The sequence below is a fragment of the Pseudoalteromonas sp. PPB1 genome, assembly GCF_015356275.1.
Taxonomy (GTDB): Bacteria; Pseudomonadota; Gammaproteobacteria; order Enterobacterales; family Alteromonadaceae; genus Pseudoalteromonas; species Pseudoalteromonas rubra_D.
The window spans coordinates 140,604-152,145 of record NZ_JACEQV010000003.1 but is presented as its reverse complement, the minus strand read 5'-3'; the positions used below and the strand labels follow the sequence as shown (position 1 = coordinate 152,145).

Genomic DNA, 11,542 nt, shown 5'->3' with positions numbered 1-11,542 from the left:
GCCGTCGCGTAAGTACACGTGTAGGCGAGAATTTTGATACAGTGGCGCAAGATAAAAATAGAACAAGGGGGAGCACATGGCATTATTAGTCTGTGTAACGGGCAGAGACAACAGTAAACTGTTAGCAGGGTTACGAGAAAGTCTGCCAGATACTGATATCAGAGAGTGGCCACAATCGGGAGATTTGGCTGAGATTGAATTTGTGTTGGCCTGGAATGCGCCTGAGTCTTTATGGCAAAAGCTGCCTAATTTAAAAGTGGTGCAGTCATTTGGCGCGGGTGTAGATGGAATACCGCTAGCTGCATTGCCATCAGGGGTTCAGGTGTGTCGAATAGTAGACCCTGCGCTTGCGGATGATATGGCAGAATATGTGCTGGGACATGTGCTCGCTCACAAGCTGCGATTGAGACAATATTATCAACAACAACACCACCAACTCTGGCGTCCTAAGCGTGCCTGTAGCGGGAGTCGTGTGGGTATACTGGGACTTGGACAGCTTGGTCAAGTGGCCGCTACTAAGCTGAGCCAAAATGGCTTTGAGGTACTGGGCTGGTCACGGAGTGAAAAAAAGATACCGGGTATTACTACGTTTTGCGGGCAGGCGCAGCTAACTCGATTTGCCTCTCAGTGTGATTACCTTATCTGCTTGCTGCCTCTGACGGCGCAAACACACGGTATTTTAAATAAAACGCTGTTTGAGGCGATGCCAACGCATGGCGTACTGATTAACGTTGCCAGAGGCGCGCACCTCAATGAAACCGATCTGCTCCATGCGCTGGATACTGAGCAAATTGCAGCGGCTACGCTGGATGTTTTTGCATCAGAGCCGGTCGAACCAGAACATGCGTTTTGGCATCATTCGAAAATCACAATGACACCTCATGTGGCCGCGTTGACCAGTCTGAAAACGGCCATGGCCCAGATAGTTTCTAACATGCAAGCGATGCAACTGGGCAGGCCTTTATCACATTGTGTGGATATTAGTCTGGGTTATTGATCTACATAATCAATTATTGTGTAACCCGGAGCATGACGCACTTCATTTTCCGGGTCATTGAATGCTGGATTGACGTGATACAAAATACTGTATAAAAAAACATATTGTGACATCTGATTACATTCAGTAAGTTATGAAAAAATAATAATAAAGAGTCGCTTTTCATGAATGGTAATCAAGGTGGCGTTAAGCTCTCCGTTGTTTTATTTACAGTTATTATATTGGGTGTCATGGCGTGGTTTAATCAGGCCAATGCTGATTCCCCTCAGGCGACCCACCAGAATAATGAAGAAACAGTAATCACGACTTCTGAAAGCTAGCAAAAGATAGCAGTGCTGGCTGCTATCATCGTTTTGCATGCTTTTCTCGGTTCTCTACTTTTTTCTCTTCGCTCTTTTTCAGGAGCACATAAGTCGCACCATTTCCCCCATGGCAACTCAGCGCAGAATGAAAGGCGAGTATTTGCGGCATTTCCTGTAGCCATTTATTACAATAGCTTTTCAGAATGGCCGGAAAGGGTTTACTTTTCAGACCAATCCCGTGTCGTATCAACAGAACTCGAATGCTGCGTTGGTGACAGTCGATGATGAAATCAAAGAGCGACTTCCTGGCTTCACGAAAAGGTTTGCCGTGTAGATCCAGAGTTGCGTCAATTTGATACTTACCCAACCTGAGATTTTTGAATACACCTTGTTGCACCCCATCTTTTTTGTAACTAAGCAGGTCATGGGGATCAAGCAAGTCTACATACTCAGTGGAGAGAAAATTAGGATCGAAGTCTTGTTCCTGCTCAGCGGCTTCCCGACGTGCTAGCTGCGCCAGTGTAGGCTCGTTTTGTTGACGCCTGAGCTCCGCTTTTTTGTCTTGTGCTAAGGGGACGACGTCCCCCATTGAGGCGAGAAAAAGTTCTTCATCTGTCATGGCCATACTGCGTCTCCAAAACCAATGGGTGTGGCCAGATTGTAGCGCAGGCTCAGAAATTAGAAAATATCTTTAAGCCTCGTTGCTCAGTTTACGTCCTGCCGTTAAAATGATGCGGCAGGACTGCCTACACTAAGGCGTATTATACTGCTCGTGGGTAAAGAGCTTAAACAGATAAAATGAATTAATCAGAATCAAACCCAGGTTTGAGATCACCGACGTGTTCATCAGATCGAGGCTGAACAAAATAAACAGGATGCTACAGGTCGCCAATGCCGCGCCACGCAGCAAGGTTTTATGGTTAATAAAAAAGGCACCAAATCCTAGCACTAGCAGTAATAAATTAAGTAGCCAGTCAAATTCGTTCGGCATGATCGTCAAAGTACTCCAGGTTGTTCAATAAAGGGGCGCCATTATGCGCCCCAACCTCAGTCTCTTCAAACGAGTATTTTTATATTTTTCGGATTAGTTTTTCTAATCAAAAATTAGCTTCATTACGGCAGAGATAAAACCTTGCTGTTCGATGATTTGGTATTTCTGACAAGAATCCGGGTCACGCTCATCCTGGCACAAGTAAAGCGTGTTTCGCTCTAAGGCCGGCCGGATGTGCAGGTTCGAGTCAAACAAAATAGGGTCTATCCCTGGTAAACCGGGCCAATAGACACTTTGCGCGACCAGTCCGAGCTTTTCATAGGTGATAAGTTTAGGCTTGGGGAAAACAATAATGAGGAGTAAGACCACGGCGGCGATAATCCAGCGAGTTTTGTTTGGTTTGGCTTCTTCTTGTTGTGCAGCGGCAAGTTGTGCTTGTTGTTGAAGTTGCTGTTGTTGTAATGCTCTTTGTTGTTGAGGTGATAAGCGTTTTTTTTGTGTCGGTCGTTTGTTCTTGGACCTGGCATCTACCTGATTGAGCAATGCCTGTTTTTTTGGTCTTTGTGCCATGCTTTGCTATAGCCTTTTGTTTGCAGGACTCTATAATAGTTCTATGCTAATAATAGCGCATTTCAATTGACTAGCCCACGGGAAAGGATATGGAACAACAAATCTCTATATTAATTGTTGATGACGTAGGCACTGTTCGCAGTTTCTTGCATCAGACTCTGATGCACTTGGGCATCGATAACGTAAAAGAAGCGTCAACGGCGAAACAGTGTATTGCTGCATGCGAAGAGCAGCACTTCGATATCGTGTTTTTGGATATCGAACTTCCTGATGGAGATGGCAAAGAGCTGATCGCTGAGCTGGCTGAAATTAACCCGGATATTAATGTGGTTATGGTGTCGGCACACTCAACGGTTGATAACGTTAAGGATGCGATTGAACGGGGAGCCAAGGGGTTTGTGGTTAAACCATTTTCACCCAAGAAAATAGCCGCAATGTTGAAAAAGTTCTATCCCAAACTCGAGTTAGCCTAACTTATGTTGAAATCAGGGTGGCGTGTATTATTCACCCTGTGATACCGCCGTGGGTAGTTTTGGCAGTCCGGCGACTGCTATGTGTTTTTGCCCACTTCAGGGCTAACTCTCAGGCATAAAAAAACCGACTTACGTCGGCTTTTTCATATCCAAATCCACAATTATAGTGCTTTGATTTTAGCAGCTAGGCGGCTCTTATGACGAGCAGCTTTGTTTTTGTGGATAAGACCTTTAGTTGCGTAACGGTCCAGGATAGGTGTAGCAACAGCGAAAGCTTGCTGTGCAGCTTCTTTGTCACCAGCTTCAATTGCAGCGATTACTTTTTTGAAGTAAGTACGCATCATTGAACGACGGCTTGCGTTGTGCTGACGACGTTTTTCGCTAGTGATAGCGCGTTTTTTTGCAGACTTGATGTTAGCCAAGGTATGCTCCTAACAATCTTAAAATAAGCTTAGTTTAAAGGCCGAGGAATATGCCCTTTTTATTCTTTAAAGTCAATAAAAATTCCCCTCGGCTGGTCAATTTGTTTGCATATCGTGCTTGTCCCTAGCCCCTCGCAGCCATAAGCGGCTAGTTGGGTTGCACGATAGCGAGTCTGAAACGATTGGGATAATCACAATCTCAGATCTTATACCAAGTTAGCGCCTATCTGGGCACACCGCTTGGCACACTGCCGACATTGTAGCAAATCCCCCACCACTCTACTAGAGTGTTTGTGTTGTTCCTTTATGGCGGGCTCGCGTTGAGGGGAACTTGTTAGATGTATATCTATACCCATCTGAGTGGCGTTTACTTAGCTATGTCTAACTGGTGTGTGAGTATTTATCTGGACTGGCTTATGGCATAATTCCGCGCAAATAATACTGTGAGGAAATCGAGTGGCGAAGGGGTTATTTAAATCGGGCATGATAGTGAGTGCGATGACCATGATATCCCGTGTGATGGGGCTGGTCAGAGACGCGGTAGTGGCAAACTTGCTCGGGGCAGGGCTTGCCGCAGATGTGTTTTTATTTGCAAATCGCATCCCGAACTTTATGCGCCGCCTTTTTGCCGAGGGTGCTTTTGCTCAGGCATTTGTGCCAGTACTCGCTGAGATAAAAGAGCAACATGGAGATGACAAGGTTCGGCTGTTTGTTGCACAAGCCGCAGGGACCTTGGGTACCATTCTCATGTTGGTGACTTTGATTGGCGTCATCGGTTCACCTGTCATAGCCGGGCTGTTCGGGACAAGCTGGTTTATTGACTGGTGGCAGGGGGGTGAAAATGCAGAAAAGTTTGTGCTGGCCAGTGCCTTGTTAAAGCTGACTTTTCCATATCTGTTCTTTATCTCTTTGGTTGCACTGAGTGGCGCAGTACTGAATGTGTATAACCGCTTCTCTGTGGCGGCATTCACACCTGTGTTATTGAATATCTCTATCATTGGCAGTGCACTTTTGCTCCACGACCAGTTTGAGCAGGGTGCATATGCTTTGGCCATCGGTGTGTTTCTGGGCGGGCTGGTGCAATTTTTATTTCAACTGCCCTTTCTGGCCCGCCTCGGCATGTTGTCAAGGCCCACATTTGCCTGGCATGCACCTGAGGTAGTAAAAGTTCGTAAGCTGATGCTCCCGGCTATGTTTGGGGTATCTGTCAGTCAGATCAATCTGCTGCTTGATACTATTATTGCTGCGGCATTGGCAACCGGGTCTATCGCCTGGTTGTATTATGCTGACAGGCTAATTGAGTTTCCACTTGGATTGTTCGGCATTGGTATTGCTACTGTGATTTTACCTGCATTGTCTAAGCTCCATGCAAAAGATAGTATTCAGGAATTTCAGCAAACACTGGACTGGGGTGTTCGATTCGTACTGTTTCTGGGGATCCCTGCGATGGCCGGTTTGATACTCATCAGTCCGATCATTATCTCTGTTTTGTTTGGTCATGGCGCGTTTGTTGAGAGCGAGCAGGACAACATTGGTGCTGTAAGCGGCGCCGTTACGGCCTATTCGGTTGGTCTGGTCAGTTTCATGTTAATTAAAGTTCTGGCCCCCGGTTTTTTTGCCCGCCAGGATACGAAAACTCCCGTAAAAATCGGTATCATTGCGATGTCACTCAACATGCTGTTTAACCTGATGCTTGCGCCTTTTATTGGCTATCTCGGCTTAGCACTGGCAACGGCATTATCAGCCACCTGTAATGCCGCGTTGCTATATCGATACCTCAATCAGGCTGGGGTATATCGAGTATCAGGCTTTACCCTGAGATTTGCTGCTAAATGTCTGCTCGCAAGTGTCGTGATGTCGGGTGTCTTACTGTGGCTGGACAAAGTGTTGCCATGGCAGGGGCGAGCATTCATGGAGCAAATCGGTATATTGGGTCTACAATTGATGGCCGCAATACTGACTTACTTCGTTGTTATGTACCTTACAGGGGTTCGACTGAGTACGATTAGGGATAGTTCTGCCGTTCCTGCAAGCACTGCGTAGGCATTATTCGCATTTGCCGGGAACTTGGGTATAATCGGGCTTTTATACTGCTTTAGTAATCACAGGTGTTAGTTGTATGCAATTGATCAGAGGGATCCATAATATTCGACCCCACCACTATGGCTGTGTGTTGACGATAGGAAACTTTGATGGCGTACATTTGGGGCACACCGAAGTGCTAAAAGGCCTGGTGGAAGATGCTCGGGTACATAACCTGCCAAGTACGGTTATGCTGTTTGAGCCACAACCACAAGAGTTTTTTGCCAAACAGCAAGCGCCAGCGCGGTTGACCCGATTGAGAGATAAGCTCGCATTATTGGCGGACATTGGTATTGAACGTGTGATTTGTGTCAGTTTTAATGCGCGATTTGCTAACTTTCAGGCCGAAGAGTTTGTCCGTGAAGTGCTAAGCGCAAAATTGGGTGTCAGAGCCCTGACCGTTGGTGATGACTTCCGCTTTGGCAAAGGCCGGGTCGGGGACTTTTCGATGTTGCAGCGACTGGGTCGTGAGTTGAACATGAAAGTGACGGACACGCAGAGCTTCAGACAAAGGAATAGCCGGGTCAGTAGCACTCTGATCCGTGCTGCACTGGCTGAAGGCGATGTTGGGCTGGCCCATGAAATGCTAGGCCACACTTATGCGATTTCAGGGCGGGTGATCCATGGCTGGAAAAAAGGCCGTGAGTTGGGGTTTAAAACCGCCAATGTAGCGCTTAAACGCCAGGTTAGCCCTGTTCAGGGCGTGTTTGCAGTGCGTGTCAGGGTGCATGACATTGTTTACTGTGGTGTTGCCAACGTTGGTACAAAGCCCACCTTGAATGGTAAGCGAGCCTTACTAGAGGTACATATTTTCAACTTTGACCAGGAAATTTATGGTCAATTCATAAAAGTGGAGCTGCTCCATAAGCTCCGTGATGAACAAAAATTTGAGTCATTGCAGCAGTTAACTGAGCAAATTGCTCAGGACGTCATTGCTGCAAAACACTTTTTTCAATAATTTTAAGTAGCCGATACGGAAAGTAAAGTAAATGAGCGACTACAAGCATACGTTAAATCTACCGGAAACTGAGTTTCCAATGCGTGGCAATTTGGCACAACGCGAGCCCAAAATGCTTAAAAAATGGTACGAGCAAGACCTGTATGGTCAGATCCGCAATGCCAAAAAAGGCAAAAAGCCATTTATTTTGCATGATGGGCCTCCTTACGCCAATGGTAATATTCACTTAGGTCACTCTGTAAATAAAATTCTTAAAGATATTATTATTAAGTCAAAGACACTTTCCGACTTCGACGCACCATACGTGCCGGGCTGGGACTGTCACGGGCTACCGATTGAGCTACAAGTTGAGAAAAAAGTTGGTAAGCCAGGTAAAAAAGTATCTGTTGCTGAGTTTCGTGAAAAGTGTCGTGACTACGCGCGTAAACAAGTAGACGGACAAAAGACAGACTTTAAACGTCTGGGCGTTTTGGGTGACTGGGATCGCCCTTACCTGACAATGAACTTTGATTTCGAAGCTAATGCACTACGTGTGTTAGGTCGCATCATTAAAAATGGTCATCTGCACAAAGGGGCTAAGCCTGTTCATTGGTGTACAGACTGTGGCTCGGCTTTGGCGGAAGCGGAAGTAGAGTATCAGGACAAACAATCTCCTGCGATTGATGTTAAGTTCGATTTTGTCGATGAACAGGCGTTAGTAAGCGCCTTTGCATTGGATGACGAACATCAGGGTAGCGGTGCTGTCAGCACTGTGATCTGGACAACGACTCCTTGGACCCTGCCTGCCAACCGCGCAGTGGCTGTTCATGGTGGACTTGAGTACGCGTTGGTACAAATCGAAGATGAAGGCCAAGAGCAACGTATGGTTTTGGGCTCAGAGCTGGTTAAAGATGCGATGGACCGGTTTGGGTTTAATCGTTATCACGTGCTGGGCTATGCCAAAGGCGCGGTGCTTGAAAACCTGCGTGTTGCGCATCCTTTCTATGACTTTGACGTACCAGTCATCCTGGGTGAGCACGTAACAACTGATTCAGGTACTGGTATTGTTCACACCGCACCTGGCCATGGCCCAGAGGATTTTGCAGCAGGTCAGGCTTATGATCTGGAAGTGGCAAATCCGGTGGGGGCAAATGGTGTATTCCTGCCAGATACGCCAGTGTTCGCCGGTCAGCATGTGTTTAAAGCAAATGATGCCATTATTGAGCATTTAAAAGAAAAAGGTGCTTTGGTCCATCATCATGCTATGACTCACAGTTACCCACACTGCTGGCGTCACAAAACGCCGATTATCTTCCGTGCGACACCACAATGGTTCGTTAGCATGGATCAGGCGAACTTGCGCCAGGATTCTATGGCAGAAATTAGCAAAACTCAGTGGATCCCTGAGTGGGGTGAAAACCGTATTGCAAACATGGTTGAAGGACGCCCGGACTGGTGTATCTCTCGTCAGCGTACTTGGGGTGTACCAATCGCTTTGTTTGTTGACAAAGATACAGGTGCACTGCACCCGCACACCGAGACCTTGATTGAAGAAGTCGCTAAGCTGGTTGAACAAAAAGGCATTCAAGCCTGGTATGACCTTGAGCCTGCAACTTTGCTTAACGAGGCTGATGCGCAACAGTATGTCAAAGTACAGGATACGCTGGACGTGTGGTTCGATTCAGGCGTAACTCATGCCTGTGTTGTAGATGCGCGCGAAGAGCTGAGTGGTCCAGCTGATCTTTATCTGGAAGGATCGGATCAGCACCGTGGTTGGTTCATGTCGTCGATGATGACTTCCGTGGCCATCAACGGCCATGCACCTTACCGTCAGGTTCTGACACATGGCTTCACTGTGGACGAGAAAGGCCACAAAATGTCAAAGTCGCTGGGTAACGTGATTTCACCTCAGGACATCATGAATAAGCTGGGTGCAGATATTCTTCGTCTGTGGGTCGCTTCAACTGATTACACGGCTGAAATGACAGTTTCAGATCAGATTTTCAAGCGTGCCGCAGACCGTTATCGTCGTATCCGTAACACCAGTCGTTACCTGCTGTCGAACCTGAGCGGTTTTAACCCTGCAACGGACTTGGTGGCTGTTGAAGATATGATTGAGCTGGACCGCTGGATTGTTAGCCGTGCAGCGCAATTACAGCAGGAGATAGTAGAGGCGTACGATAACTATCAAATGCTGGTTGTAACACAGAAACTCATGAATTTCTGTACCGGAGAACTCGGTTCTTTCTATCTTGACGTGATTAAAGACCGTCAGTACACCGCTAAGAGTGACAGCCATGCGCGTCGTTCTTGTCAAAGTGCGCTATATCATATTGCGGAAGCCATGACACGCTGGATGGCGCCTATCATGAGCTTTACTGCTCAGGAAATCTGGGAAGTATTGCCAGGTGAGCGTGGCGAGTTTGTCTTTACTGATGTCTGGTACGATGGCCTGACACAGGTGAGCGAAGGTCAACTGAGTAATGATTTCTGGCAAGAGCTATTGGCCGTTCGCGATGAAGTGAACAAGGTGCTGGAAAGTGCGCGTAAAGAAGAGATCATCGGCGCGACCTTACAGGCGGAAGTAACACTTTACACTGGGGGTGACCTGGCTGAGAAACTGCAAACCCTGCAAGACGAATTGCGATTTGTGTTGCTAACGTCTAAAGCTCAGGTGGAAGTGGTGAATGCTAAGCCAGAAGGCGCAGTTTCAACGGAGATTGACGGTTTGTTTATCTCAGTGACGGCAACACAGGCACCTAAGTGTGACCGTTGTTGGCACCATTGTGAGGATGTAGGTCAGCACGATGCGCATCCTGAGTTGTGTGGCCGTTGTGTGACCAATGTTGACGGCGCTGGTGAACAGCGTCAGTTTGCTTAACCTAGGAGTATTACATGACCAAATCGACCGAGCGTAGTGGTCTGGTGTGGTTGTGGCTGAGTCTACTGCTTTTTGCAGTAGACTTCGGCACGAAAGCACTGGTAGTCGAAAATATGCGACTCTATGAGTCTATTGAGTTGCTGCCATTTTTTAATTTTACCTATATGCACAACTATGGCGCAGCGTTCAGCTTTTTAAGTGAGGCGGGCGGTTGGCAACGTTGGTTCTTGAGTGCAATTGCCGTGGCCATCAGTGGCTTGCTCGTGTATTGGTTGAAGAAGTTACCTGCCAATAACTGGTTATTGTGTAGTGCATATGCGCTCGTTTTGTCTGGTGCTTTAGGTAACCTGTATGACCGGGTTACTTTAGGCTATGTGGTTGACTTTTTACACTTTTATTATCAAGACTGGCATTACCCGGCATTTAATGTGGCAGATATGGCCATTGTTGGCGGTGCTGGTTTATTGTTATTTGACGCCATTTTTGGTGACAACGCGGATACGCAGGAGAAAAAGGCATGAGCGAGCAGCTAATAGGCCCACAATCTGAAGTTTTATTTCATTTTTCGATAAAACTGGCTGACGGATCTGCAGCGGACTCAACGAAAGTGCATGATAAGCCTGCAAAGCTCTTTATGGGCGATGGCAGCCTGACGGAGAACTTTGAGAAGTGCTTATTAGGACTGCAAGCGGGCGACAGCAAATCGTTCGAGCTTGAGCCACAAGATGCCTTTGGGATGCCAAATCCGGATAATATCTATTATGTTGACCGCAGTAAGTTTGGTGCTGATACGCCTGCGGAAGTAGGCAGTATTATTGCGTTTACTCAGCCTGATGGCACTGAGCTTCCTGGCCTGGTACGTGAAGTTGCCGGTGATTCAGTGACAGTCGACTTTAACCACCCACTGGCCGGGCAAAAGGTGACCTTTGAAGTCGATATTTTAGAGGTAAAAAACTAATGGAGATCTTACTCGCCAATCCGCGTGGCTTTTGTGCCGGGGTTGATCGCGCTATTAGTATTGTTGAGCGTGCACTCGATATCTTTGAAAAACCGATTTATGTTCGTCATGAAGTTGTACACAACAAGTATGTGGTTGACGGATTGCGCGCTCGTGGGGCGGTATTTGTGGAAGAGCTGGACCAGGTGCCTGACGACAGTATTGTGATCTTTAGTGCGCATGGCGTGTCACAGCAGGTGCGACAGGAAGCCAAACGTCGTGAACTGAAAGTATTTGATGCAACATGTCCTCTGGTCACCAAAGTACATATGGAAGTCACACGTGCAAGCCGAAAAGGCACTGAATGTATCCTCATCGGTCATCATGGGCACCCGGAAGTAGAAGGCACTATGGGCCAATACAATAACTCGGCGGGCGGGATTTACCTGGTTGAAACTCCAGAAGACGTTGCAACGCTTGAGGTGAAAGATCCCAGTAACCTGTTTTACTGCAGTCAGACGACCTTGTCAGTTGATGATACCTCAGATGTGATTGAAGCACTGCGTGAGAAATTTCCACAGATCCATGGTCCCCGCAAAGATGATATTTGCTATGCCACACAAAATCGTCAGGATGCAGTGAGAGATTTGGCTAACAAGGTCGACTTGCTACTTGTGGTCGGAGCGAAGAACAGCTCCAACTCCAATCGATTACGTGAGCTGGCAGACAAAATGGGCACCCGGGCCTTTTTGATTGACGACGATCAGTGTCTGGAAGCAAGTTGGTTTGAAGGAGTTGGCAAAGTTGGTGTTACCGCTGGCGCATCTGCACCTGAAGTGTTGGTACAGCAAGTGATTGCTCGCCTTAAAGCACTGGGTGGACAAACCGTCGTGGAAAACCCTGGGCAGGAAGAAAACGTGGTTTTCGCTGTTCCTGTAGAGCTTAGGTAA

General features: G+C 47.2%; 13 protein-coding genes. 9 read left to right on the top strand and 4 right to left on the bottom strand.

Going from position 1 to position 11,542, the window contains the following annotated elements; genetic code table 11:
* Window positions 1-76 precede the first annotated feature (76 nt).
* Complete coding sequence (locus IY568_RS04575) at window positions 77-997, top strand: 2-hydroxyacid dehydrogenase (protein WP_194866870.1); 921 nt, start codon at window positions 77-79, stop codon at window positions 995-997.
* 164 nt (window positions 998-1,161) lie between these two features.
* Entirely contained in the window at window positions 1,162-1,317 is a 156-nt protein-coding gene (locus IY568_RS04570; protein WP_164517523.1) for a hypothetical protein, read from the top strand.
* Between the two features lie 25 nt (window positions 1,318-1,342).
* On the opposite strand, the gene smrA is transcribed toward IY568_RS04570, so the two are convergent.
* The 3 genes from smrA to IY568_RS04555 all read right to left on the bottom strand — a co-directional run bounded on the left by smrA (window position 1,343) and on the right by IY568_RS04555 (window position 2,860).
* On the bottom strand, window positions 1,343-1,924 hold the full coding sequence (gene smrA, locus IY568_RS04565; protein WP_125560019.1) for a DNA endonuclease SmrA: 582 nt from the start codon (window positions 1,922-1,924) through the stop codon (window positions 1,343-1,345).
* Between the two features lie 126 nt (window positions 1,925-2,050).
* Window positions 2,051-2,290 carry a hypothetical protein gene (locus IY568_RS04560; RefSeq protein WP_010382493.1) on the bottom strand — a complete coding sequence of 80 codons (240 nt, stop codon included), beginning with the start codon at window positions 2,288-2,290 and terminating at the stop codon, window positions 2,051-2,053.
* A gap of 102 nt (window positions 2,291-2,392) precedes the next feature.
* Window positions 2,393-2,860, bottom strand: coding sequence for a hypothetical protein (locus IY568_RS04555; RefSeq protein ID WP_125560021.1), 468 nt, complete (start codon window positions 2,858-2,860; stop codon window positions 2,393-2,395).
* Between the two features lie 89 nt (window positions 2,861-2,949).
* On the opposite strand from IY568_RS04555, the gene IY568_RS04550 reads away from it, so the two are divergent.
* A complete protein-coding gene (locus IY568_RS04550; RefSeq protein ID WP_049864014.1) occupies window positions 2,950-3,333 on the top strand; it encodes a response regulator in 384 nt (127 codons plus the stop codon).
* 161 nt (window positions 3,334-3,494) lie between these two features.
* Here the strand turns inward: IY568_RS04550 and rpsT are convergent, their stop codons facing one another.
* Complete coding sequence (gene rpsT / locus IY568_RS04545; protein WP_010382487.1) at window positions 3,495-3,755, bottom strand: 30S ribosomal protein S20; 261 nt, start codon at window positions 3,753-3,755, stop codon at window positions 3,495-3,497.
* Between the two features lie 456 nt (window positions 3,756-4,211).
* On the opposite strand from rpsT, the gene murJ reads away from it, so the two are divergent.
* From murJ to ispH, 6 genes are all read left to right on the top strand, one after another.
* The gene (gene murJ, locus IY568_RS04540; RefSeq protein ID WP_323744714.1) at window positions 4,212-5,798 is read left to right on the top strand and encodes a murein biosynthesis integral membrane protein MurJ; all 1,587 of its coding nucleotides are present in this window, start codon (window positions 4,212-4,214) and stop codon (window positions 5,796-5,798) included.
* 76 nt (window positions 5,799-5,874) lie between these two features.
* Complete coding sequence (gene ribF / locus IY568_RS04535; protein ID WP_125560023.1) at window positions 5,875-6,795, top strand: bifunctional riboflavin kinase/FAD synthetase; 921 nt, start codon at window positions 5,875-5,877, stop codon at window positions 6,793-6,795.
* Between the two features lie 31 nt (window positions 6,796-6,826).
* Window positions 6,827-9,655 carry an isoleucine--tRNA ligase gene (gene ileS / locus IY568_RS04530; RefSeq protein ID WP_138537614.1) on the top strand — a complete coding sequence of 943 codons (2,829 nt, stop codon included), beginning with the start codon at window positions 6,827-6,829 and terminating at the stop codon, window positions 9,653-9,655.
* Between the two features lie 14 nt (window positions 9,656-9,669).
* A complete protein-coding gene (lspA, locus tag IY568_RS04525; RefSeq protein ID WP_125560027.1) occupies window positions 9,670-10,176 on the top strand; it encodes a signal peptidase II in 507 nt (168 codons plus the stop codon).
* Window positions 10,173-10,613: an FKBP-type peptidyl-prolyl cis-trans isomerase gene (fkpB, locus tag IY568_RS04520; protein WP_010382474.1), complete on the top strand. Its 441-nt coding sequence runs from the start codon at window positions 10,173-10,175 to the stop codon at window positions 10,611-10,613. The genes lspA and fkpB overlap by 4 nt, the downstream gene beginning before the upstream one ends.
* Entirely contained in the window at window positions 10,613-11,542 is a 930-nt protein-coding gene (ispH, locus tag IY568_RS04515; protein ID WP_125560029.1) for a 4-hydroxy-3-methylbut-2-enyl diphosphate reductase, read from the top strand. Before fkpB ends, ispH begins: the two co-directional genes overlap by 1 nt.